The organism is Corallococcus carmarthensis, assembly GCF_003611695.1.
In the GTDB taxonomy this organism is placed as follows: domain Bacteria; phylum Myxococcota; class Myxococcia; order Myxococcales; family Myxococcaceae; genus Corallococcus; species Corallococcus carmarthensis.
Genome location: NZ_RAWE01000121.1, coordinates 1 through 23,059, shown reverse-complemented (window position 1 = coordinate 23,059; position 23,059 = coordinate 1). Strand labels below are relative to the sequence as shown.

Annotated in this window: 18 protein-coding genes and 1 tRNA gene; 7 read left to right on the top strand and 12 right to left on the bottom strand. The window is 69.7% G+C overall.

Annotation, left to right across the window (positions count from 1 at the left end; all coding sequences use genetic code 11):
- Positions 1–52 precede the first annotated feature (52 nt).
- Entirely contained in the window at positions 53–1,249 is a 1,197-nt protein-coding gene (locus D7X32_RS27385; protein ID WP_120605524.1) for a DUF1615 domain-containing protein, read from the top strand.
- A 19-nt stretch (positions 1,250–1,268) separates the two neighbouring features.
- Here D7X32_RS27385 and D7X32_RS27380 read toward each other — a convergent pair whose 3' ends face one another.
- The 5 genes from D7X32_RS27380 to D7X32_RS27360 form a co-directional block, all read right to left on the bottom strand.
- Positions 1,269–2,888, bottom strand: coding sequence for a fibronectin type III domain-containing protein (locus D7X32_RS27380; protein WP_147450289.1), 1,620 nt, complete (start codon positions 2,886–2,888; stop codon positions 1,269–1,271).
- A gap of 161 nt (positions 2,889–3,049) precedes the next feature.
- Positions 3,050–4,582: a M16 family metallopeptidase gene (locus D7X32_RS27375; protein ID WP_244239206.1), complete on the bottom strand. Its 1,533-nt coding sequence runs from the start codon at positions 4,580–4,582 to the stop codon at positions 3,050–3,052.
- A gap of 38 nt (positions 4,583–4,620) precedes the next feature.
- On the bottom strand, positions 4,621–6,027 hold the full coding sequence (locus D7X32_RS27370; RefSeq protein ID WP_120605521.1) for a M16 family metallopeptidase: 1,407 nt from the start codon (positions 6,025–6,027) through the stop codon (positions 4,621–4,623).
- A 91-nt stretch (positions 6,028–6,118) separates the two neighbouring features.
- Positions 6,119–10,060 carry a DEAD/DEAH box helicase gene (locus D7X32_RS27365; RefSeq protein WP_120605520.1) on the bottom strand — a complete coding sequence of 1,314 codons (3,942 nt, stop codon included), beginning with the start codon at positions 10,058–10,060 and terminating at the stop codon, positions 6,119–6,121.
- A gap of 127 nt (positions 10,061–10,187) precedes the next feature.
- Entirely contained in the window at positions 10,188–10,730 is a 543-nt protein-coding gene (locus tag D7X32_RS27360; RefSeq protein WP_120605519.1) for a hypothetical protein, read from the bottom strand.
- Between the two features lie 233 nt (positions 10,731–10,963).
- Between D7X32_RS27360 and D7X32_RS27355 the strand changes: the two genes are divergently transcribed.
- From D7X32_RS27355 to D7X32_RS27345, 3 genes are all read left to right on the top strand, one after another.
- Positions 10,964–11,473, top strand: coding sequence for a hypothetical protein (locus tag D7X32_RS27355; RefSeq protein WP_120605518.1), 510 nt, complete (start codon positions 10,964–10,966; stop codon positions 11,471–11,473).
- Positions 11,474–11,670: 197 nt separating this feature from the next.
- A complete protein-coding gene (locus D7X32_RS27350; RefSeq protein WP_120605517.1) occupies positions 11,671–11,958 on the top strand; it encodes an ArsR family transcriptional regulator in 288 nt (95 codons plus the stop codon).
- 38 nt (positions 11,959–11,996) lie between these two features.
- Entirely contained in the window at positions 11,997–12,491 is a 495-nt protein-coding gene (locus tag D7X32_RS27345) for a nucleotidyltransferase family protein (RefSeq protein WP_147450288.1), read from the top strand.
- Between the two features lie 198 nt (positions 12,492–12,689).
- On the opposite strand, the gene D7X32_RS27340 is transcribed toward D7X32_RS27345, so the two are convergent.
- The 3 genes from D7X32_RS27340 to D7X32_RS27330 form a co-directional block, all read right to left on the bottom strand.
- Entirely contained in the window at positions 12,690–15,230 is a 2,541-nt protein-coding gene (locus D7X32_RS27340) for a S24 family peptidase (RefSeq protein WP_120605515.1), read from the bottom strand.
- Between the two features lie 347 nt (positions 15,231–15,577).
- Positions 15,578–15,650 (bottom strand) — tRNA-Phe (locus D7X32_RS27335).
- A 90-nt stretch (positions 15,651–15,740) separates the two neighbouring features.
- Entirely contained in the window at positions 15,741–16,544 is an 804-nt protein-coding gene (locus tag D7X32_RS27330; protein ID WP_120605514.1) for a sigma-70 family RNA polymerase sigma factor, read from the bottom strand.
- A 124-nt stretch (positions 16,545–16,668) separates the two neighbouring features.
- Here D7X32_RS27330 and nhaR point away from each other — a divergent pair, with 124 nt between their 5' ends.
- On the top strand, positions 16,669–17,568 hold the full coding sequence (nhaR, locus tag D7X32_RS27325; RefSeq protein WP_120551277.1) for a transcriptional activator NhaR: 900 nt from the start codon (positions 16,669–16,671) through the stop codon (positions 17,566–17,568).
- 9 nt (positions 17,569–17,577) lie between these two features.
- On the opposite strand, the gene D7X32_RS27320 is transcribed toward nhaR, so the two are convergent.
- Entirely contained in the window at positions 17,578–19,176 is a 1,599-nt protein-coding gene (locus tag D7X32_RS27320) for an amidohydrolase (protein WP_120605513.1), read from the bottom strand.
- Between the two features lie 11 nt (positions 19,177–19,187).
- Positions 19,188–19,355 carry a hypothetical protein gene (locus tag D7X32_RS27315; protein ID WP_244239205.1) on the bottom strand — a complete coding sequence of 56 codons (168 nt, stop codon included), beginning with the start codon at positions 19,353–19,355 and terminating at the stop codon, positions 19,188–19,190.
- 301 nt (positions 19,356–19,656) lie between these two features.
- Between D7X32_RS27315 and D7X32_RS27310 the strand changes: the two genes are divergently transcribed.
- Positions 19,657–20,991: an NfeD family protein gene (locus D7X32_RS27310; RefSeq protein ID WP_167506517.1), complete on the top strand. Its 1,335-nt coding sequence runs from the start codon at positions 19,657–19,659 to the stop codon at positions 20,989–20,991.
- Positions 20,988–21,809 (top strand): slipin family protein, encoded by an 822-nt coding sequence (locus tag D7X32_RS27305; protein ID WP_120605510.1) that lies wholly within the window; start codon positions 20,988–20,990, stop codon positions 21,807–21,809. Before D7X32_RS27310 ends, D7X32_RS27305 begins: the two co-directional genes overlap by 4 nt.
- 68 nt (positions 21,810–21,877) lie before the next feature.
- Here D7X32_RS27305 and D7X32_RS27300 read toward each other — a convergent pair whose 3' ends face one another.
- A complete protein-coding gene (locus tag D7X32_RS27300) occupies positions 21,878–22,393 on the bottom strand; it encodes a peptidylprolyl isomerase (protein ID WP_120605527.1) in 516 nt (171 codons plus the stop codon).
- A gap of 139 nt (positions 22,394–22,532) precedes the next feature.
- On the bottom strand, positions 22,533–23,012 hold the full coding sequence (locus D7X32_RS27295) for a DUF2721 domain-containing protein (RefSeq protein WP_120605509.1): 480 nt from the start codon (positions 23,010–23,012) through the stop codon (positions 22,533–22,535).
- Positions 23,013–23,059 lie beyond the last annotated feature (47 nt).

The following is a 23,059-nucleotide window of genomic DNA, read 5'->3' as shown; positions in this document are numbered from 1 at the left end:
TCTCAAAAAAATGTTTCATGAGACGGGCGGCAGCATGCACCGGGGGGCTGACATGACGCGGAACGCCGGCCGCCGGGGGGCGGGGGCGCTGTACGTGGGGGTACTGCTTGCGCTCACGGCCTGCGCGTCGCGGGCGCCCGTGGTGACGGAGGTGCCGCCGCCGCCCACGCTGTCGGTGGCGCAGGTGGCGCGGCTCTTGCCCGCGAAGGTGAAGGGTCCGGAGCGCGAGGGCTGGGCGCGGGACGTGCTGGCGGCGCTGGACGCGGAGGCGATTCCTGCTTCGGCGCCGGTGGTGTGTCAGGTGCTGGCCACCATCGAACAGGAGTCCGGCTTCCAGGCGGACCCCGCGGTGCCGGGGCTGCCCAAGCTGGTGCGTCAGAAGCTGGACGGCACCGCGGGACGGCTGGGCCCCCTGGGGCGGCGCGTCCTGGATGAGGTGCTCGCGGCGAAGGCGAAGGGGGCGAAGCGCAGCTTCGGCGCGCGGCTGGACACCCTGCGCACGGAGCGGGACCTGGACCGGCTCTTCCGGGACATGCTGGCGTACTACGAGGAGGAGTACCCGGCGGCGTACGCGGCCGCGGACCTGGCCAGCTCGCTGTTCGGTCCGTCCTCGTTCGCGGGGCAGAACCCCGTCACGACCGCGGGCTCCATGCAGGTCAGCGTGCGCTACGCGGTGGAGAAGGCGGGCCCGGACGCGGATCCGGTGGCGGTGCGCGAGTCGCTCTACACGCGCGCCGGCGGCGTGCGCTACGGCACCGCGCGGCTCCTGGGCTTCGAGGCCGCGTACGACCAGCCGCTCTACCGCTTCGCGGACTACAACGGCGGCGTCTACAGCTCACGCAACGCCGCCCTGCAGGCCCAGGTCAGCCGGCTCACCGGCGTGGCCCTGGCGACGGATGGCGACCTGCGGCTGTATGACAAGGACGGGGAGCCACGAGGCGAGGACAGCCAGAGCCTCAAGGCGCTGCTCCTCTTCCGTCAGCGCTACGCGCCGGACCTGAGCGAGCGCCGGGTGCGCCGGGACGTGGAGGAGGAGAAGACGGCGGACTTCGAGAAGACGGACACGTACCTCGCGGTGAAGCGCGTCTACGCGAAGCAGACGGGACAGCCGCCCGTCTACGCCCAGCTGCCCCAGGTGACGCTCAAGAGCGTGAAGCTGAGCGGGGAGCGCACCACCGCGTGGTTCGCGAAGTCGGTGGACGCCCGCTACCAGCAATGCATGGCCCGCCACCGCCAGCCTGCGCGGTAGCGGGCCTTCCAACGCAAGACTACGGCGTGGTGAAGGCGGCGCTGAACGTGTCGGCGCTGACCGCGGGCAGCAGCTCCGCGGTGACGTACGGGGCCTGCGAGGGCTCGTAGTTCGGCGAGCCGTCCGCCGTCACGCGCACGTAGTAGGTGGAGCCGGGCAGCAGCAGGTCCGGCGGCAGGCGGACCTGCGTCCGGTCACCGGGCACGTAGAAGCGCATCGTCGGGTTGACGGTGAAGGCGCTGATCAACTGGATGACGGACACCACGTAGTTCCGGGGCGTGCCCATGACGGGAGCCCGCCAGGTGATGACCGGCTGGCGGGTGCCCACCACGCGCGACACGTAGGCATCCACACCGTCGATGCGCAGCTCCCGGGGCGGCGAGATGCTCGGCTGGATGGGGCCGGCGATGAAGTGGTCCATCCGGTCGGTGATGAAGAAGTTGCCGCTGGGGTAGTGGGTGCGGCCCCCCACCACGACGGGCGTCGCGGACCGGAACGAATAGCTGGCGGTGCCGACCACGCCCCAGCTGGACGGATAGGGATTGCCGTAGGCGAACCGGTTCGTGATGACGCCGTCCTCACCGCGCGGCAGCCAGAGGTTGAACAGCTCGCCCTGGTAGCCCACCCAGCCGTGCTGGTAGCCGAACGGCGCGGGCACCAGCGACAGCGAGGACAGGTTGATGGTGCCGGTGGGGTTCGAATCCGCGCGCCAGCGGGAGAACTCGTTCAGGCGCCACTCCAGGGAGAAGGGCGTCTGCGTCACGGGCGCCAGCGTGGCCGCCAGCGGCAGCGACGTGGTGCCGTCCGGTGTGAACGAGAACGGCGGCAGGTGCGCGCTGCTCACCACCGACTGGTACGCCAGGGGGCCACCGCTCGGCAGCGTCCCGGCCGTCGCGGAGTTGAACTGGTTCACGTAGAGGCGGTCGCCCTTCGACGCTTCCAGGACGGGCGCACCGTAGGCGGTGCTGTAGTACGCGAAGGCGTTCGGTTCAACGAAGGACGTGTCGCCGACCGCGGGCTCCATCGAGTAGCCAATCTGGCTGTACACGTCCACGTCCGCGCTGGTGAGCTGCAGGGAGCTGCCCGGCGCGGAGTAGGACGAATACTGCTGCCAGGGGTCCAGGTTGTAGAGCTCCAACGACGCGGGGGACTCGGTGAGGGGCACGTAGACGGCATCCGGACGGCCGATGCGGTTGACGCCCAGGTCGAAGTGGCGCGTGCGCGTCAGGTAGTAGTACCGGTTCGAGCGCAGGAAGTACTCGCCGTCCGGCACGTTGTCGAAGCGCAGACCTCCCGCCACCGGCGTGCCCGTTCGCCGGTCGAAGTCGACGCCGTTGGGGATGAGGATCTCCACGTCGCGGCCGGTCAGGTCCTGGGGCACCACCGTCACCCCTCCGGTGGAGTGGAAGCGGGTGTCCGCCGTCACCAGCACGGACGTGCCCGCGTCCACATCGCCAGAGCCGGCGTCGGGCTCACCGCAGCCCGGGAGCACGTCCTCGTTGGTGATGACCGCCGTTCCCTCGCGGGGGTCCAGGGCGATTTGAGGAGGGTTCACCTCCTCGGGGGGAGGCGCTTCCCCGCAGCCCAGCCAGGCCGCGCAGGCAGGAACGAGCAACAACGACAGACGTCGAAACGACATGATGGACCTTCGTGACAAGCAATGAATGTCTGTCCGGTCCCGGCCCAAACCTGACACCCGCGTCTATACCCGAAGCGCGTCAGGGGTTTGCTGGATAGTTGCCTTTTGATGGGTACTTCAGGTGGGCGCGGCTGAAGGCTTGCGCCCACCTGCGTCTGGCTTCAGCGGCCGGGCGCCGCTGGCGGGGCGAAGCGCTTGTCGGAGATCTTCATCTCCGTGACGGGGCCGTACTTGCGGGCCACGTCGCGCAGGTCCTCCGCCTTGCCGATGAGGACGAACGTCAGGTCCTCCTGGGCGGGAAGGACGCGCTGGAGCACGGTGCGCACGCTGTCGCGGGTGGTGGCGGACACGATGCCCGCGAACCCGTTCACGTCCTGGGCGTCCAGGCCGTAGAAGGCCAGCTCCGACAGCTTCATGGCCAGCTGATCCCCCGTCTCCAGCGTCGGGGGGAACTGCCCCAGCACGTAGGCCTGGGCGGAGGCGAGCATGGCGTCGTCCATGCCGTCCTGGCGGTAGCGCGAGAGCACGTCCAGCGCCAGGTCGATGGCGCGGCCCGTGGTGGCCGTCTGGGTATACGAGGTGAGGATGACGGTGCCGGGCTGGCGGGCCGGAACCAGCATGGAGCGGGCGCCGTAGGTGAGGCCTGTCTTCACGCGCAGCTCGGTGTTGAGCAGCGAGGTGAAGCGGCCGCCCAGCACGGTGTTGCCCAGGTCGGCCACGACGCGGTCCGGGTCGGTGCGGCGGATGCCGGTGTTGCCAATGGCGAAGTAGGTCTGCGTGGCGTCCGGCTTGTCCACCAGCAGCACGTGCCGGCCCTTCGTGGGCGCGGTGGCTGGCACGGCGGCGAGCGGCTGTCCCGCGGGAGCCCACCCGCCCAGGGCGGCCTCCAGCTTCGCGGCGAGCTCCTTCGCGTCGAAGTCCCCCACCACGGAGAGGATGAGCCGGTCCCCGCCCAGGTTCGCCTTCGCCCAGCCGAGCACGTCGCTCCGGCCAATCGCAGGCAGGGACGCCTCACTGCCCACCGCGGATCCGCCGTACGGGTGCGAGGGGAAGTGGAAGGCATTGAAATACACGCCGATGAGCGCGCGCGGGTCGCCGTCCTTGGCGGAGGCGATTTCGGACACGCGCAGCGCGCGGGCCTTCTCCAGCTCCTGCGCGTCGAAGCGCGGACGCACGAGCATGTCCGACAGCAGCTCCACCATCAGCGCGGTGTCACGGGACTGGAAGCTGCCGTTGAGGACGAGGGCCTCGCGGGCCGGCACGACCTCCAGCTCGCCGCCCACGCCGTCCACGGCCTCCGCGAACTGCTGGGCGTTGCGGGAGCCCGCGCCCTTCTGGAGCAGCTCGGCGGTGAGCGCGGCCAGCCCTTCCTTGCCAGCGGGGTCGGTGACGGCGCCGCCCTTGAGCCACGCGCTGAAGGACACCAGCGGCAGCTCATGCTTCTCCACGAGCAGCAGCCGCACGCCGTTCTTCAACGTGACGGCGGTCGCCTCCGGCAGCGTCACGCCCTTCGTGGACAGCGGGGCGGTGGGCGCCGGGGTGGCCGGTGCCGAGGCTTGCGGTGCGGCGGGCGGCGGCGTGGGCGCGGGAGTGGAAGCAGGCGCCGGCGCGGTCGCGCACGCGGAGGTGAACAGCAACGCGGCGAGGGCGGAGCGCAGCGGGCGGGGCGCACGCGGACGGAAGGGAGTGTTCATCGCGGGGAGACCGGCGGAACGAAGGCGGAAGGCAGCACTCATCGCGCGGACTCCTTGCGGGCCGGGGTGGCGGAAGCAGTGGTGGGGACGAGCCAGCCCACCGTGCGGTGGTCGGGGTTGAAGATGCGGGCGGCCAGCGCCTTCACGCCGTCGCGGGTGACCTGCTCGTAGCGCGTGGGCGCGTCGAGCAGGGCCTTCCAGTCGCCGCGGAAGGTGGCGGCGTTGCCCAGCTCGCGGGCGCGGCCGTCGTTGGTCTCCAGCTTGCGCCAGAAGGTGGCCAGGGCGACGTTGCGCGCCTTGCGCAGCTCCGCGTCGGTGACGCCGTCCTTCGCCACGCGGGCCAGCTCCGCGGTGAGGAGCGCCTCGGTCTTCGCCAAATCGCCGCCCGGCGGCAGGTCCACGTAGAACCACGTGAGCGACGGATCGAAGCCGCCAGCGGTGGTGCCGCGGACGCGGATGGCCGTGCGGGTCTCATCCACCAGCTTGCGGTGCAGGCGCGACGAGTCGCCGTGGGTGAGGATGAGGCCCAGCAGCTCCAGCGTCTCCGCGTCCGGGTCGTTGGCGGCGAGGCCGTGGTAGGCGACCTGGAGCAGCGGGGACTGGGCCAGCCGCTTCACGACGATGCGCCGCTCGCCCTGCTGCTCAGGCTCCTTCGTGCGCACGGGCTCCGGCGCGGGTTGCGAGGGGATGGTGCCCAGCGTGGCCTCCACCTGCTCGAAGACGCGGGCTGGATCCACGTCGCCCGCGATGACGAGCGTGGCGTTGTTGGGGGCGTAGTACGTCTTGAAGTAGCGCTGGAGGTCCTCCATGCGCCAGGACTCGATGTCGGACGGCCAGCCGATGACGGGAATCTGGTACGGGTGCGCGACGAAGGCGGTGGCCTGCATCTGCTCCTGCAGCGCGCCGCCGTTGTCGTTGTCCACGCCCGAGCGGCGCTCGGAATAGACGACACCGCGCTCGGACTCGATGACCTTGGGGTCGAAGGCGAGCGACTGGAGCCGGTCCTGCTCCAGGTCCAGGATGAGGGGCAGCGCGGAGGCCGGGAACCAGTCCAGGTAGACGGTGACGTCCTCGGAGGTGAAGGCGTTGTTGGCGCCGCCGTTGGCCTCCATGACGCGGTCGAACTGGCCAGGGCCGTACTTCTTCGCGCCGTTGAACATCATGTGCTCGAAGAAGTGGGACAGGCCGGTGATGCCGGGGCGCTCGTTGCGGCTGCCCACGCGGAACCAGTTGGCGAGCGCCACGTTGGGGATGTCGTGGTCCGGCCAGACGATGACGGTGAGCCCGTTCTTCAGCGTGCGGGCCTGGATGTCCGAGCCCAGCTTCGCGACGGGGGTGGAGGCGGCGGCGGCCTTCGCGGAAGGCTCGGAGACGGCCTGGGCCCCGGCCTGGGGCGCACCCAGGAGGGCCAGACAGGCGAACCACGACAACGGTGGACGGAACATCCTTGCTCCTGGGGAGGGACCACGGCGGCGCCCGGGAACGGGCGGCAGCGCACCCTATTCCAGAAACGCCGCGTGGATGCGCGGCTCCAGCTCAGTCCTCGGCGGTCCCCGCGCCGAAGCGCAGCAGCCCCAAGAGCCGCGCGGGGGACAGCGCGGCGGCGCCGTCCGCCTCGGAGAGCAGGCTGTCGGCCAGCTCCCGCTTCTCCGCGTGGAGGGCGAGGATGGCCTCCTCGATGGTGCCTTCGGCGACGAAACGCGACACGGTGACGGGCCGCGTCTGCCCGATGCGGTGGGCCCGGTCGGAGGCCTGATCCTCCACCGCGGGGTTCCACCACGGGTCCAGGTGGAGCACGTGGTCGGCGCCGGTGAGGTTGAGGCCGGTGCCGCCCGCCTTGAGCGAGATGAGGAAGAGCGCGCCCTCCCCTCGCTGAAAGGCCTCCACGCGGGCCTGCCGCTCCGCCGGGGGCGTCCGCCCATCCAGGTACTGGAACGCGATGCCCCTCGCCTCCAGCGCGTCGAGCACCAGGGTCAGGTGGCGCACGAACTGGCTGAAGACGAGCGCGCGGCCACCCTCCGCCATCAACTCCTCCACCCGCTCCAGCACGCGCTCCAGCTTGGAGGAGGACAGTGCCGTGTCCGGATCCACCAGGCGGGGATGACAGGCGGCCAATCGCAGCCGGGTGAGCGCGGCCAGCATCTCGAAGCGCTGGTCCCCGCCAGGAGTTCCCTCGCCCAGCCGGGCCAGGGCCGCGAGCCGCACGTCGTCGTACAGACGCCGCTCGGCGTCCGACAGGGTGACGAGCACCACCGTGTCCACGCGCGGGGGCAGCTCGCGCGCCACCTGGGCCTTCGTGCGGCGCAGGAGGAAGGGGCGCACCAGCCGGGCCAGGGACGCGCGCGCATCCGCGTTCCGGTCCCGCTCGATGGGAACCGCGAACCGCGCGTGGAAGGACTCGCGCCCTCCCAACAGGCCGGGGAAGAGCAGGTGGAAGAGGCTCCACAGTTCCGACAGGCGGTTCTCCACCGGAGTGCCGGTGAGGGCCACGCGGGCCTCGGCCTTCACGCCGCGCAGCGCGCGGGCCCGGGCCGTGTCCGGGTTCTTCACCGCCTGCGCTTCATCCACCACCAGGGTGGCGAAGGTCACGTCCGCGAGCTTCGCGGCGTCCCTCGCCAGCAGGCCGTAGCTGATGATCAGCAGGTCCCGGGGCCCCAGCCGGGCCGGAAGGGCGTCCCGGTCCGCGTCCTGCCAGACGTGCACGCGCAGCGAAGGGGCGAAGCGAGCGGCCTCGCGCACCCAGTTGCCACGCAGGGAGGTGGGCGCCACCACCAGCGCGGGGCCGTCCGCCGTGCGGGACAGCAGCAGGGCCAGCGCCTGGGCCGTCTTGCCCAATCCCATATCATCCGCGAGGCACGCGCCCGCGCCCCACGAGGTCAGCCGCGCGAGCCACACGAAGCCCTCGCGCTGGTAGTCGCGCAGCTCCGCCTTCAAGCCCCGGGGCACGCGCACCGGGCGCGCGTGGGCATCGTGGATGCGCTTCGCCAGCTGGCGCCAGTCCGGAGGCGCCTGGACGCGCGCGCCAGCCTTCTCCAGCGTGTCCAGCACGGGCGCCGCCGCGGCGCTCACCTCCAGCCCCTTGCGTCCCGGATGCGCCACGTCCGCGAGCGGGGTCAGTTGCTCGCGCAGCGCCTCCGTGAGGCGCATCCAGCGCCCCTTCCCCAGCGGGACGTAGCGCTGGCGGCGGCGCACGGCCTCCAGCAGGATGGCCAGCTCCACGCGCACTCCGTCCAGCTCCACGCCCCCCTTCGCGCCGAACCAGTCATTCTCCCGCAGGACCTGGACCCGGACGTTCGCGGTCTCCACGCGCGTCACCGTCCACGGCTGCTCCGCCCACTCCACGCGCACCAGGGGCCCCGTGAGCGGCTCCAGCGCCTCCAGGAGCTGGAGCGCGTCCTCCGCCGTGTCGCGCGTGAAGTGATACATCCCGGCCGGCAATGACAGACGTGCGAGGAGCGCGTCCGCCTCCGCGCGCTCCGCGTCCAGTTCGCGCCGGACCATGACGCGCTCAATGCCGCGCTGGCCCCGGACCCCGGGAGCGCCTTCGCCCACGGGCTGGGGAGGGGCCTCCGCCAGGGGCCTCACGAAGAGCGAAACCTCCAACGCGGAGTCCTCCACCGTGCGCAGCCGCACCAGCAGGCCCGGGCTGGCCTCCACGGGGCGGGGCTCCAGGGACGGCGGCAGCGCCACGGGGAAGGCCGCCTCCAGCGCGGAGAGGTGCCCGAGCAACGCCTCGCGCTGGCGCTCGGACACGTAGGCGCCGTGGCGCGCCAGGGATTCGAGCAGGGGCACCGCGCCGAGGGGAACGGACACCAGCGTGACGCTCGGCCCACCGGGCTCCACGAACAGCCAGGGCTGGGGAGCCTCCGGCCCATCGGGAGGTGGCGTCAGGGCCTCTGGGGGCACGGGGCGTCCGTCCACCGCCGGCCGCAGGCGCAGGGCCTGTCCGTCCTCCTCCAGGGCGAAGCCCAGCGGCGCTTCCCGCACCCGCACGGCCGCGTCCGGAGCGCCGGCCAGGCGGAGGCGGGGGCTGTGCGCAAGCGAACGCAGGGCCTGGAGCAGCAGCGTGTACGGCGCGCCTTCCCCGAGGCCGTACCCCATCGCACCGTTCCTGCCCATTTGCTCTTCCGCGTCGAGGAGCGACCAGGCATGGCGTTCATCCGGGTCCTGGAGCGTCCGGAGCGCCTTGTCGCGGTCGTACCAGGTGACGGCGCGGCCCTGGGACAGGCCACCCTTCTTCGCGGGCACGTGCACGTAGGGCCGGAGCCGCCAGCCGCGCAAGGACTCGGGCTCCAGCCGGAAGGTGACGAAGTCGCCGGTCGCCGGAGCGTCGCGCACCGCCCGGTCCAGGAGGGATACCTCCAGCGCGGACAGGAGCGCACGGCCCGGCGCTTCGAACAACAGCTCCGCCAGCCTCGCGGCGAGAGCGGCGTGCTTCGGAAGCACCAGGAACGCCAGCGCCGCGTCCACGGCGGTCAGGGCGTGGACACAGGGAGCCTCGTCCGCCTTGGGCGAGCACGGACAGGACAGGCCGGGACGGCCCTCCATCATGGCGCGAGGTTCGAGCACCACGGCACCCCCGTCCTCCCCATCCGCGTCGTGCGCGGCACGATGCCCCCATGCCGCCAGCTCCGGCTCCTTCACGAGGAGCCGCAAGGGGGCCTCCTGGAGGATGGCCCTGGGTGCGGATGACAGCAGCCGGGGCGTGGCCTGGGAGCGGATCCGCGCGCGGGTCCGCGCGAGCGCATCCCGCAGCGGCGCGAGGCGGTCGTCCGTGGGGGGAGGCAAGGGCTTCGCGGAGGCTTCCCGGGCCAGCCCCCGCGACACGCGCCCTGCCTCGTCACGCATCCAGTGCCAGGCCGCCTCCGCGAGCGCGTCCCGCTCGCCGTCCCTCAAGCGCCGGAGCTTCGAACTGCCCTCCAGCACATCCACCACCGTGGCCTTGCGCAGCGCGGGGAGCGCGTGTCGTGTGACGGAGTCGGGCAACAGGGACGCCAGCACGGCCACGGGCACGGCGCGGGCACGCTCGACGTGGTGTTCCACGAGCCACGGCTGGATGGCGTCGGGGATGGCGGGTTGCGAAGGGGCCTTCGTCAGGCGCGGGGAGACGGGCTGCGTGCGCCGAGGCGGGGGAGCGCGCTCCCCTTCCCAGAGCGTGGACGACTGGAGCCACGCGAGCCCGACCGAGATCGCATGCGCGCAGACCCCTTGGTTCCAGTAGGTGGTGCATTCACACTCCAGCAGCAGCCCGTCGGAGCCGGGGTCCACGCTGAGGGATGCGTCGAACAGGCGCCCGTAGCCGTCGGTAACGGTTCCCCGGAGGCAGCCCTGGGAAGGGGGCCACACGTCCACCGCATCCCGGATGAGCCACTGCCGGGCCTGTGCGAGCAGCTCCCGGCTGGCCAGCTCACGGAGGCGGGGCCTCGTGAGCCGCTGCTGGAGGGAGGTCTCTGGTGAAGAGGCGGTGCGAGAGGGCATCAGATGGAAAACCTACCCATGGGGTGGTCTTCCAGCGAGCCCTGTTTTCGAGCCGCCGCTGGCCCCTCCGCGACAGGACACCTGGCGGCCCGGCATGCGCTCCCTGCGGACGCTCCCGCTCTTGAAGCTATGCGCCCAGCACCTGCCGCAGCACGGCCTGGAAGTAGTTCGTGCTGCCGATGTGGCCCGCGTGCAGCTTGGCGGACTGGTGGAGGCGCTGGGCGACGGCCTCGAACTCCGACTGGCTGACGTCGCGCAGGGACAGGTACAGGCGGGCGGCGGCGCGCAGGTAGGAGAAGAGCGGGTTCTTGTGGTGGCCGTCCGGCCGGCGCGCGAGGTGGCGGTAGAGCTGGGAGAACTCCTGGTCGACCTCCGCGTGGCGGGTGTCGCGGCAGAAGCCGGCGGCGGTGGCTTCCACGAGGAAGAAGAACGGCTCGTACTCGGGGAAGGGCGGCCGGGTGAAGTCGGGAGGCTGCTTGTTCCCGGTCCACAGCGCGGAGACAGGCTGCAGGCGCACGTGGGCGGTGACGTCACCGAAGCGCACGGGCACCTCGTCGCCCACGGGCTTCACCTGGCCCTGCTCGTCCCGCTCCACGGGGATGAACAGGCGCATGGGGTCCTCCACCTTCACGCCCGCCTTCTCCAGCTCCGCCACCACGTTCGCGTCCATTGCGTTGATGTTCCTCCGGGACACCCATCTACCGCGTCGCGCCCGGATGTGCACCCGGGACGGCGGAGGGACCGCGCGCAAGGCTCCAGGACCCACCGGAGGCTCGGCCCGGATGAACCGCGGGCTCCCTCCCGTATTCCCGACCCGCCCCCCTGGGACCCCGTACCAAGAGTCCCGTTGACAGCACGGAGGTGAAGGCCTCGAATGAAACACAGTCCTTCCAGAGGTGACACATGTCACAACGCATTCCCCCGCTCCTCATGCTGTGTCTGGCTTTCAGTGGTCTTGTCACGGGCTGCGGCGGAGGCAGCCTGGAGGCGGTGAGCACCTCCGAGTGCTCCACGGGCATGAAGTGGACGGGCGGCGACAGCGGCAACGCCCTGATGCATCCCGGTGGCAACTGCATCCAATGCCATACAGACCGGGGCGAGGGGCCGAAGTTCGTGGTGGCGGGGACCGTCCAGGCCACCGCGCACGAGGCGGACGACTGCGCGGGCCTCGAGGGCGCCCAGGTTGTCATCACCGACGCCAAGCAGAAGGCATACACGTTGACGGCCAATGCCTCCGGCAACTTCTTCCTTGAGGCCGGGGATGCGAAGGACTTCGCGTTCCCCTACACCGCCCGCGTCACCCACGGTGGCACCCAGTGGGCCATGAGCAGTTCGCAGGGCACCGGGGCCTGCGGCTCCTGCCACACCGTGGCCGGCGCCAATGGCGCCCCCGGACGCATCAGCCCTCCGTAACGACGCCGCCCGCCAGCGCGGGCAAAGAAAAAGGGCGCCGGACCGGAGTCCGACGCCCTTCAAATTCTTCTGACTGGTGTGCCCAAAGGCGGAATCACCAAGACCGCTGGCAATATCGCCAAGAAAATTGGTAAATCGGCTTCGTGCTTGAAGAAGGCTCCCGGCTCTTTGGTACTTCGACCAGGACGGCGGTGCTCATGGCCATCCGTCTGCTCGAAGGAACCTATCCCAGTGAGTTGGCTGCGCTGCTTGGCGTACGCCTCTACACCGTCCAATCCATCCTGACGTCGCTCGAACGGGAAGCCGTCATCGCCAGCCGGTTGATGGGGCGAACGCGGATGGTCTCCCTGAATCCCCGGTATTTCGCGCACGCGGAACTCAGCGCGCTGCTTTGGAAACTTGGCGAGAACGACGCGACGCTCCAGAGCAAGCTCGCCGCGCGGCGGCGTCGTCCTCGCCGAGCTGGCAAGCCGGGGCTCCTGTGATCGGGCCCACTTCGTCGCTCACGGATATTGCCTTCGCCGTGTGCACGGCACTGGAGCGCAAAGGCTTCCACGCAGTGCTCACTGGCGGAAGCGCGGCGACCTACTACGCGCCGGAAGCGTACCAATCAGGAGATCTCGACTTCGTGACCACCCTGAAGGGAACAGGAGGCGAAGCGGCGCTGGCTGCGCTCGGCTTCACCCGAAAGGGAGACTTCTACCGTCACCCACGCTCGCACTTCCTTCTGGAGTTTCCGAACGGGCCGCTGGCAGTGGGAGATGACTTGATCAAAAGCTGGAGCACCGCGCGTCGTGACGACGAGGTGCTGTACGTCCTGTCGCCGACCGACTCCTGCCGGGACCGACTCGCGTCCTTTCTCTTCTGGAACGACTTCAGCGGCCTGGAGCAGGCCCTTGCTGTCTTCCATGCGCGGAGCAAGGAAGTGGACCTGAACGTCATCGAGGACTGGTGCCGCCGGGAGCGTCACAGCCAGAAGTTCGGCCTGTTCGCATCGCGCATTGGCGCCGCGAAGTAGGCGGAAACAGTCACTGCCTCAAACCCGGCCAACGCGATGACCGAAAGGCTCGCCGACCCCAAGTTCCTGCTCTCCCAAAGAGAAGCGGCCCGGCTTCTCGGCATGGGCCACGGGGGTACGCGCTACGACGCTCAGCGCACGAAACGACCGCGCCCCGACATGGCCGAAACGCGGCGGTTCCTCAAGTTTGCATCGAGGCTAGCTCCTGGCAGGTGGCACAACGCCAAGGTACACACCCAGCAGACGGACGGGCTCCTTCTCGGAGAACGGGTCGAAGGCCAACGGGGAGTAGAGCGGATTCAAGGACTCCAGCCGGTAGCCGCTGACCGAGCGCGCCAGGCGCTTCACCACCACCGCGACACTCTCGTGGTCCGCCTGCAACTGCTGGACGAGGACGATCTTGCCCTCGGGTACGGAGTCGCGCAGGTGTCGGAACACGGCGATGGAACCATCAGCAATCTGGGGTTCCATCGATTTTCCGGCGACCCTTACGGCGAACATGTCCGTGGAGAGGGCGCCGATCGCCGTGGCATCGACCCAGCCATCCACTTCCTGTTCAACGACACGTCCAGCACCCCAGGGTCCCGCCGCGGCCCGGACATCGTAGAGCGGCAAGTGAGTCCTGAAGCGCTCGTCATCAGCAACGCTGGCACGAACAGGGGACTCCTGGGGCCGTGGCGGATCCGAAGGAACTCCCGGGCTCGGCTCATCCTCCAGGCTCCGCTTGAGCCGCTTGGGGTCAGGGGCCAGGAACACGACCCGGTCTCCCATCCGGTGCAGTGTTTCCAGTTCGTGCAGAAGGCGGCGTGATCTCGTACTGACGCCCGAGACGATGCACTCCTGTCGTGAGCGGGTCAGCGCGACGAACAGGTGATTCCGGTTCACGACCTCGCCTTCGACTCGTTCGACACAATCAAGACCTGTGACGAAAACGACGCGAGACTCGTTGCCCTTGGCTCGATGGACCCCGGTCACGGTGACCGCCCCTGCACGGCGAAACTCTCTGGGGTTTTCCTCCGTGGAATGAACGACGACGCCCGCCTCACTCAGCCTTCCGGCGAGGCGTTGGAGTTCGTCCTTAAAGCCCAGATGGACGACCATGATCTGTTCGGCTCGGACTCCGGTCCGCACCTGCTCTTGGACGCAACGTGCGCAGGCCTCGAATTCCGCCTCGCGATCCGCGAAGCCCTGAGATCTCAGGAGGGGTCGGCGAGGCATCGGCAAGGAATCCAGCGGATGGCCCGAATTCGCCATCGAGCGCACCAGCACGACTTCGGCACCGGGACTCGCAAATCCGCCTGTCTCGACTGAGTAGCCGATGTCCTGCCAGCCACTCTTCGTGGTGATCGCCTGAACCGGGCCCTCCGGCCGCAGGAGGCCCATTCCGACCGCATGGGCTGCCAGCAGGATCTGACGTGGCGTGCGATAGCACCTCCGCATGATGCGGCTCTTGTAGATGCCTCCCGGGTATTGGCCAGCGACATCCACGAGCAACTTCCCGTCGGGGCCGCGGCCGAAGAGGTTCTCCGACGTTGGAATGGTGAGATGGTCCAGGCTCTGAGCCTCGTCATAGGCCCAGATCAGGCGCTTCGGAGCCTTTAGAACTGCGTACGCCAGTCGATAAAAGTCTGACAACAGATCCTGGCCTTCGTCGACGAGCACCGCATCGAAGAGTTCGGGGACCCTCCCCAGTTCCAGGAGCTCGCGACACGCGACAGCCAGATTCTCTGAGATGGTAGTGCCCTTGAAATCGTTCGAGGTACGGGCCTTGCGCCCCATGGCCTGCGCTGTGACGTAGTAGAGGCCGGGGCCCGTCGTCCTGCCGCCCCAGGCATGCATGACCCGCAGCTTCCGCCAGTTCGGCTCCGAATCGCCCAGATACCGGCACAGCTCCGTGATGTAGCTTTGGATGACCTGATAAAGGCTCTTTGTATTGAAAGTGAATGCAATATCCCAATCCGGATGCGCGAGATGCATCCGTGCCGCCTTGATGGCCAGGAGCATCGTCTTACCGGAGCCCGCGATGCCTCGGATCCGCTGCGGACCCGGTGGGATCTCCACTCCAATACTCACCTGCTCCAGATCAAGGGCGGCAATCCTCGTCTCGCTGGCGGCGACACGGGCGGCGGTGCCAGCGAATCCTCCCCTCTTCTGGATCTGCTCGATGACCGTGCCAAACCCCAGGACTGCACGCGCCTTCTGCCACTCCTCATTCGTCAGACGTGAGCGACCTGCCGTTCCGGCGAAATCGCCAAGTCGCCGGCGCAGGGTGACGGGGCCCAGCTCGTCTTTGTGAAGGATGGCCGGATTGCACGGCAGCAAGGTGAATCCCTTCGCGGCCCACTCGGCACGGGGGACGTTGGGAAGGGCCACCAGCGCATGATGCTTCAGGCGATCATGCAGCAGAGGCACGCTGTTGAAGCGCTTGAGCGCCGACCATATCTGCGCTTCCGCCTGGGCATATGGCTCCTCGATGCCCTTGTGCCAATCAGCCATGTGCCAGGTGTGCCCTTCCATGCGGGACACGTGGCGAGCCTGCAGGTCCTTGACCTCGATGATGAGCAGTCCCAGGTCCCGATGAAGCATGAGGATGTCGGGCTCGTGGCGAAAGCGCCCTCGGGTCTCGAAGAAGGGATACCGCAGGAAGCAGAGTCCCTCGTCCTGGCGGAACGCCTCTCGGAGGGCGTTGAAGACCCGTGCTTCCCCGGTCGTGGCCTCGGTGGTCTGAAAGAACTCCATTTGCGAGGAACCTCCGAACCCGATGCACGGGCAGGGCAACGCCTACCGGCCACGTCAAAGGATGCATCACGATGCTCGCACATCGGGTGCGGCCGGCCCACCCAGCCCGCAGCGGGAGACCAGACATATGGGGGTGAATGGGAAGGGACCGGCGAGCATCCCGGCCAGTCTCAAAGAGTGTCTGTCATCACTCGATGGCGGCGATGAGCAGGCCGTGCGGCACTTCGGGCCCAGCTTCGGTGTGCACCGGAGCCAGCACCTGTTCCGCGGCGCTGGCCTGGGAGCACGCGAAAAGCAGAAGGGCGTCGGACCGGAGTCCGACGCCCTTCAGATTCTTCGTACTGGTGTGCCCAAGGGCGGAATCGAACCACCGACACGGGGATTTTCAGTCCCCTGCTCTACCGACTGAGCTACTTGGGCGTACCGCGCACCGCGAGCGGCAGCGCCGATTTACGGTCACTTGCCCGCGCCGTCAACCTCTTTCCGCCAACCCTCCCCCTCGCCCGACACTCAGGCCGCCAGCCGGGGCGCCTCGCTGTTGTCCCAGGCCGTGCACCCCGCCGTCAGCCGCTGGCGCAGCTTCTGGCGCAGCCCCTGTTCGATCTGCCGGATGCGCACCGCCGTCACCCCGAAGCGCTTCGCCAGGAACTCCGCGCTCACCCCGTCCTCCGCCAGCATCCGCTCCTTCACCAGCGCCCGCTCCCGCGCGTCCAGCTCCGGCCAGGCCGCCGCCACGCTCTGGTGCAGCTTCTCTGCCCAGGCGCCCCGGTCCGCCTGCTCCTCCGCCGAGTCCTCGTCCGACTCCAGCATGTCCAGCCGCGTCACATCCCCCTCCCACCCCAGGGGCGCGTTCAACGACACGTCCTTCGCCAGGGCGTCCGTCCCCCGCACCACCTCCTCCTCCCGCTTGCCCAGCGCCTCGGCCAGCCGCTTCGTCACTTCCGGGTGGCCCTCGCCCCAGCGGGCCTCCAGCCGCGCACGCTCGCGGCGGAGCTGGAAGACGATCCACGGCGCGCGGCCCCCCGCCACACTCCAGGTGCGGGACACGTAGGCCCGGATGCGCGCGCGGATCCACTGCTGAGCGTAGGCGCCGAACGGCACTCCCCGCTCCTCGAACCGGCGCGCCGCCTCCACCAGGCCGACGTTGCCCTCCGACATCAGCTCCTCCAACGACAGGCCCGTCCACCGGTACTTCCAGGCCAGCCGGCGGACCAGCTCCAGGTGCCCCCGCACCCGCATCTCCACTTCCGCGGAGTCAACCTCGGCCTCCACAAACTCCACCGTGGACTCGCGCCCCTCGTAGATGGCTTCCATGAACGCAACCTCCCCAATCAGTCCCCCGCGCATCCATCGCGCGGTGACGGAGGTAGAGATAAGCGGAGGCGACTCTTAAAAAAATGAGCTAGTTTGGATGAAACCCTTCGGTTATTCCTAAGTCATGGCGTGGCTCAACTACCACCATCTCCTGTATTTCTGGACGGTTGCGCGGGCGGGCAGCATCGCCAAGGCAAGTGAGGAGCTGCACCTCGCCCAGCCCACCATCAGCGCCCAAATCAAGCTTCTAGAGGAATCCCTGGGCCACCAGCTCTTCGAGCGCAAGGGCCGCAAGCTCGTCCTCTCCGACGTGGGCCGCACCGTCATGCGCTACGCGGATGAGATCTTCCGCCTGGGCAACGAGCTGAAGAACGTCGTCTCCGGCCTCCCCACCGGCCAGCAGCTGCGCCTCAACGTGGGCGTGCTCGACGTCATCCCCAAGCTCGTCGCCGAGCAGCTGCTCAAGCCCGCGCTGGAGGCCGGCCCCTCGCTGCGCATCATCTGCCGCGAGAGCCCCCTGCCCCAATTGCTCGCACAGCTGGCGCTGCATGAATTGGACGTGGTGCTCGCGGACGCGCCCGGCTCCGAGCCCGTCAGCGTCCGCTCCTTCAACCACCTGCTGGGCAAGTGCGGCGTGACGTTCTTCGCCGCCCAGCCGCTCGCGCACCTGCGCAAGGACTTCCCTCGCTCGCTGGACGGCGCTCCCATGCTGCTGCCGTCGGAGGAGTCCTCGGTGCGCCGCTCGCTGGACCTCTGGTTCGAGCGGCTCGGCATCCGGCCCCTCATCGCTGGCGACTTCGACGACAGCGCGCTGCTCCAGGCCTTCGGACAGAAGGGGCACGGCATCTTCGCCATGCCCTCCATCATCGACGCCGAAGTGCAAAGGCAGTTCAACGTCACCGCCATCGGGCACACCGACGAAATCGAGCAGTGCTTCTACGCCATCACCGTGGAGCGCCGCCTGCGCCACCCCGCCGTCGTCGCCATCGCCGAGGCCGCGCGCTCGCACATCTTCGGCGGGTGAGGCTGCCGTTCAACCCGCCGCGCGGAACACCTCCGCGCCCGCCACCACCGTGGCCAGCACGCGCGCGTCCACCAGTGCGGCCGCGGGACCCTCCAGCGGATCCGCCGACAGCGCGACGAAGTCCGCGTCCAGGCCGGGCTTCAGCCTTCCGCGCCGCGCCTCCTCGAAGGACGCCCACGCGGGCCCCACCGTGAAGCCCTCCAACGCTTCCGCCGCGCTCAAGCGCTCCTTGGGATACCAGCCACCCTCCGGCCAGCCCTTCGCGTCCTGCCGCGTGCGCGCCGCGTAGAGCCCCGCGAGCACGTCCGGGTTCTCGATGGGGAAGTCACTGCCCAGCGCCAGGTGCGCGCCCGCGTCCTTCAACGTGCGCCAGGCGTACGCGCCCCTCAGCCGCTCGCGCCCCAGCCGTGTCTCCGCCCAGGGCATGTCGCTGGTCGCGTGCGTGGGCTGCACGCTGGCCACCAGCCCGGCCGCGCCCAGCCTCCGGATGTCCTCCAGCCGCAGAATCTGAGCGTGCTCCACGCGGTGGCGCAGGGCCTGCGTGCCCGTCCGCTCCGCGCCTCGCAGCAGGACGTCCACGACCAATGTATTGGCACGGTCTCCAATGGCGTGGATGCACACCTGGAAGCCCCGGGCCATGAAGGCCTGTGACCGGGCCTCGAGTTCCTCGGGCGTGAGGAGCAACAAGCCACGCTGGCCGGGCTCGTCGCTGTAGTCGTCGTGCAGCGCCGCGCCCCGGCTTCCCAGCGCGCCATCCGCCAGGAACTTCACCGAGCGCATCGACAGGTGACGCCCCTGCCACGGGCCCTGCTCCAGATAGGTGTGGCGCTGCTCGCCCTGCCCCGCCGCCATCGCGTACACGCGCAGGGGCAGCGTCCCCGCCGCGTCCCACGCCTGCAACGTGCGGAAGGCCTGCAGGTCCATGCCCGCGTCGTGCACGCCCGTGAGCCCGACCTGCGCGCAACGCTCCAGGGCGGCTCGCAGCCGGGTCTCCAACTGCTCGCGCGTGGGCGCGGGGATGACGGCCTCCACCACGTCCATCGCGTTGTCCACGAGGACGCCGGTGGGTTCGCCGCTCGCGTCCTTGAGGATGCGGCCTCCGTGCGGATCCGGCGTGTCCCGCGTGATGCCCGCGCGGCGCAGCGCTTCACCGTTCACCCAGGCCGCGTGATGATCCACTCGCGTGAGGAACACCGGCGTCGTGGGGAAGCGCGCGTCCAGCTCCGTGCGGCCGGGGAACGCGGCGCCGGGCCACTCGTTCTGGTCCCAGCCCTTGCCGAGCAACCAGTCCCCCTGGAAGCTCGACGCGGGCGCCTTCGACAAGCGCTGGATGACGTCCTCCACCGAGGGCGCCTTCTCCAGGCGCACCGTGGTCAGGCTGCGTCCCAGGCCGTGCAGGTGCGCGTGCGCGTCCACCAGGCCGGGCACCACGGTGGCCCGGCCCAGGTCCACTTCGCGCGCGTCGGGCCCCGCGGCGGCGCGAACCTCCGCGAGCGGCCCCACCGCGAGCAGCCGCCCGTCACGCACCGCCAATGCTTCCGCGCGCGGACGCTCCGCATCGAGCGTCCATACGCGCTCCGCCCTGTAGACCGTCGTCTCCGCCGTCATGGCGCGGAAGACTACTGGCTACCCCCGGGAGTGCCAGCGTCCACGCCCGGTGCTTCGACGGGATCCGCGGGGCCACCCTGTTCCTGGGGCACGTTCTGGATGGTCTCACGGACCGTGTCCGGGCCCTGGATGGGCATCTGGTCTTCCGTCCCCGGGGGCTGTGTGGTCTTGCAGGCCATCACTCCAGCGGTAGTCAGGCCCAGAGCAGCAATGAGCAGCACGGCACGGCGCATGAAACCTCCTGGGAGAAGATCAAAAGGCTGACCCTAGGGAGGTGCGTCCTCCTCCAGCAACGCGCATCCCCTGCAACGTCCAACTTTGAATGCACAAGCGGGGCACCGGGCCCTTCCTGCCCGCATGCCCTCCAGGCCCCCGGCCTCCCACGCCAGTCATCCGTGGGGCCGATGCACATCGTTGTCCGAGTGTGTGTGCGCGAGGTCGCGTGCACCGGGGGCGGACATGCGGGAGCACGTCGACAGGATGAGCTGGCGCCGTCACGTCCTGTGGGGCTGGCTCCTGGCGTTCCTCTTCGCGGGCTTCGCCGCTCCGGCGGCTCCTCCCGCTCCGTCCTTCGTCGCCCGGTGCGAGCTGGAGGGCGTGGTGGATACGGGGTCCGGCGCGTACCTCGCGGACTGCGTGAAGCGCGCGGAGGACGGGGGCGCCACGGCGCTGCTCGTGCGGCTGGACACGCCGGGCGGCTCGCTGGAGGCCACCCGCACCGTGGTGCGCGCGTTCCTGGGCGCTCGCGTTCCCGTGCTCGTGTGGGTGGGGCCTTCCGGCGCGCATGCCGGCAGCGCGGGCGTGTTCATCGCGCTCGCGTCGAACGTGAGCGCCATGGCGCCGGGGACGAACATCGGCGCGGCGCACCCGGTGGGGCCCGGAGGCGAGGACGTGGAGCAGGCGGGAGGCGAGCAGCTCGCCCGGAAGGTGGAGAACGACGCGGTCGCCTTCGCGGAGGGCATCGCGCGGCAACGGGGCCGCAATCCGGACTGGGCCGCGACCGCCGTGCGCGACAGCGCCAGCGTTCCCGCGGACCGCGCCGTGGAGCTTCGCGTGGTGGAGTTCGTCGCCCCCACCGAGGCCGCGTTCCTCTCCGCCGTCGATGGCCGCCGCGTGGAGGTGGCGGGCGGTGACACCGTGACGCTCACCACCCGTGACGCCCGCGTCGTGCCGCAGGAGCCGGGGCTGTCACAGCAGGTGGTGCATGCGCTCGCGCAGCCTTCCATCATCTACCTGCTGTTCCTCACCGCGGCGCTGGGCCTGGTGGTGGAGCTGTCCCATCCAGGCGCGGTGGCACCGGGGCTCATTGGCTGCGTGGCGCTGGTGCTGGCGTTGATGGCTTCAGCGACGCTGCCGGTGCGCTCGGGCGCGCTGGTGTTGATGCTCGTGGGCGTGGGGCTCATCCTCGCGGAGCTGTTCGTCACCAGCGGCCTCTTGGGGGCGGCGGGCACGGGCCTGTTGATCCTGGGCGGCGTCTTCCTGGTGGACCGCTTCGAACCGGGCTGGTTCGTGGAGCCGTCCTTCCGCTTGTCGTGGGGCGTGATGCTGCCCACGGCGCTCGTGTTCGCGGGGGCCGCGGCCTTCATCGCGTACCGCAGCGCCCAGACGCGCAGGCTGCCGCAGCGGGGCGGAGACGCGGGGCTCGTGGGCGAAGCAGGCACGGCGCTGGGCCCCGTCACACCTTCGGGCGGCGAGGTGTTCGTCCACGGCGAGCGGTGGCGCGCCGTCTCCTTCACTCCCATCCGCGAGGGCGCCCAGGTCGTGGTGCGCGCCGTGGAAGGGCTCACCCTCACCGTCGCGGAGCCGATGCCATGAACGAGCTGTTCGGTGCGTTGGGATGGCTCATCCCCCTGTCCGTCCTGTTCCTCCTCTTCATCTCCGGCGTGCGCATCGTCACCGAGTACCAGAACGGCGTCGTGTTCCGGCTGGGCCGCTATGTGGGGCTCAAGCGCGCGGGCTTCCGCTGGCTCATCCCCTTCATCGAGCGGATGGTGATCATCGACCTGCGCACCGTGGCGCGCGACGTGCCCCCGCAGGACGTCATCACCAAGGACAACGTCAGCGTGAAGGTCAGCGCCGTCGTCTACTTCCGCGTCATCCAGGCGGACAAGGCCGTGCTCCAGGTGGAGGACTACCTCTACGCCACCAGCCAGATCGCGCAGACCACCCTGCGCGCCATCCTGGGCCAGGTGGAGCTGGACGACCTCCTGTCCCAGCGCGAGCGCATCAACCACGAGTTGCAGCAGGTGCTGGACGCGCGCACCGACCCGTGGGGCGTGAAGGTCTCCAACGTGGAGGTGAAGCACATCGACCTGCCGCTGGAGATGCAGCGGGCCATCGCCCGGCAGGCGGAGGCGGAACGCGAGCGCCGCGCGAAGATCATCGCCGCGGAAGGCGAACACCAGGCCGCGGAGAAGCTCTCCCTGGCCGCGGACGTGCTCAGCCGCAACCCCGCCACGCTCCAGCTGCGCTACCTGCAGACGCTGGTGGAGATCACCGGCGGCGGCAACCACACCATCCTGCCCATCCCCCTGGAGCTGCTGCGCGCGTTCGGCGCGGTGCCCGCACGGCCCTCCCGGCCGGAGGAGACCCGCGAGGAGGAGGACGAGGACGCGTCCCACGGCCTGTCCTGAAACGACGAAGGCCCATCCGCGCGCGAGGCACGGATGGACCTTGTGGTGAGACGCAGCGACGGAGGGGATTACAGCTGGCCGCTGTCTTCGATCTTCACGGGCTGGCGCGTCGCGCCGGACTGGCTGCCCACGCCTTCGATCTTCTTCACCACGTCCATGCCCTCGACGACCTTGCCGAAGACGACGTGCATGCCGTCGAGCCACGGGGTCGCGACGGTGGTGAGGAAGAACTGCGAGCCGTTGGTGTTGCGGCCCGCGTTCGCCATGGAGAGGAAGCCCGGGGCGGTGTGCTTGTGCTTGAAGTTCTCGTCCGCGAACTTCTCACCGTAGATGGACTCGCCGCCGTAGCCATTGCCGAGCGTGATGTCGCCGCCCTGGCACATGAAGTTCGGGATGACGCGGTGGAAGGGCGTGCCCTTGAAGTGCAGCGGCTTGCCAGCGCGGCCGACGCCCTTCTCACCCGTGCACAGGGCACGGAAGTTCTCGGCGGTCTTGGGAACGTCGTCGGAGAACAGCTCCATCACGATGCGGCCGGCGGGCTGGCCACCAATCGACATGTCGAAGAAGACCTTGGCGTTTGCCATGTTCACGTGCTCCACGGTGCGGGTTGAGCCAGAGAGGCTTCGGAATCCAGCGCGATACCAGGCGCGCGAGCCGGGACGTACCAGACCCGCGCGTCTCGGAGGCACCCGCTAGCACCTTCGCGTGCGCTGCGGAACAAATTCAGGGCGCCGGTGGCCCGCCCGGCCGCCCGTCCCGGAAGAGGTCCTCACCCTCCAGTGTGATGGCGCGGCGGCTCAGGCGCAGCGACGCCAATGCCAGCACCGCCGTGGACCCCAGCAGCCCCACGCCCAGGGAGAAGGACATCACCGGCAGCCCCTCCGGCACCGCGATGCTGCGGCGCAGCAGGTACAGGAGCGACGTCACCACGAAGGACAGGAGCGCCGCGTAGGTGAAGCCAATGGCCCGGGCGAGGATGGCGTGGCGGCGGTCCATGATGGCCACCTCCTCGCGCAGGAGCGCACGGCGCGCATGGCCCTCCGGCAGCGTGCGCCATTCCCGGACCATGTCCCGCATGCGCGCGGTGATGCGCGAGATTTGATTGTCCAGGCCCGTGGCCAGGATGCCGCACCCGGACACCATCACCGCGGGCGTCACCGCCGTGCCGATGAGCTGGATGGAGGAGGGGTCCAGGCCGTCCACGCCCTGTCTCTTATACACATCTGACGCTGCCGACGACTAGTCGAGTG

Coding starts and splice junctions, on each gene's coding strand:
- D7X32_RS27330 (WP_120605514.1), bottom strand. CDS start 16,544: ATGGAAGCCATCTACGAGGGGCGCGAGTCCACGGTGGAGTTTGTGGAG.
- D7X32_RS27320 (WP_120605513.1), bottom strand. CDS start 19,176: ATGACGGCGGAGACGACGGTCTACAGGGCGGAGCGCGTATGGACGCTC.
- D7X32_RS27380 (WP_147450289.1), bottom strand. CDS start 2,888: ATGTCGTTTCGACGTCTGTCGTTGTTGCTCGTTCCTGCCTGCGCGGCC.
- D7X32_RS27300 (WP_120605527.1), bottom strand. CDS start 22,393: ATGGCAAACGCCAAGGTCTTCTTCGACATGTCGATTGGTGGCCAGCCC.
- D7X32_RS27360 (WP_120605519.1), bottom strand. CDS start 10,730: ATGGACGCGAACGTGGTGGCGGAGCTGGAGAAGGCGGGCGTGAAGGTG.
- nhaR (WP_120551277.1), top strand. CDS start 16,669: ATGGCGTGGCTCAACTACCACCATCTCCTGTATTTCTGGACGGTTGCG.
- D7X32_RS27305 (WP_120605510.1), top strand. CDS start 20,988: ATGAACGAGCTGTTCGGTGCGTTGGGATGGCTCATCCCCCTGTCCGTC.
- D7X32_RS27365 (WP_120605520.1), bottom strand. CDS start 10,060: ATGCCCTCTCGCACCGCCTCTTCACCAGAGACCTCCCTCCAGCAGCGG.
- D7X32_RS27350 (WP_120605517.1), top strand. CDS start 11,671: ATGGCCATCCGTCTGCTCGAAGGAACCTATCCCAGTGAGTTGGCTGCG.
- D7X32_RS27340 (WP_120605515.1), bottom strand. CDS start 15,230: ATGGAGTTCTTTCAGACCACCGAGGCCACGACCGGGGAAGCACGGGTC.
- D7X32_RS27310 (WP_167506517.1), top strand. CDS start 19,657: ATGAGCTGGCGCCGTCACGTCCTGTGGGGCTGGCTCCTGGCGTTCCTC.
- D7X32_RS27355 (WP_120605518.1), top strand. CDS start 10,964: ATGTCACAACGCATTCCCCCGCTCCTCATGCTGTGTCTGGCTTTCAGT.
- D7X32_RS27370 (WP_120605521.1), bottom strand. CDS start 6,027: ATGTTCCGTCCACCGTTGTCGTGGTTCGCCTGTCTGGCCCTCCTGGGT.
- D7X32_RS27385 (WP_120605524.1), top strand. CDS start 53: ATGACGCGGAACGCCGGCCGCCGGGGGGCGGGGGCGCTGTACGTGGGG.
- D7X32_RS27315 (WP_244239205.1), bottom strand. CDS start 19,355: ATGGCCTGCAAGACCACACAGCCCCCGGGGACGGAAGACCAGATGCCC.
- D7X32_RS27375 (WP_244239206.1), bottom strand. CDS start 4,582: ATGAACACTCCCTTCCGTCCGCGTGCGCCCCGCCCGCTGCGCTCCGCC.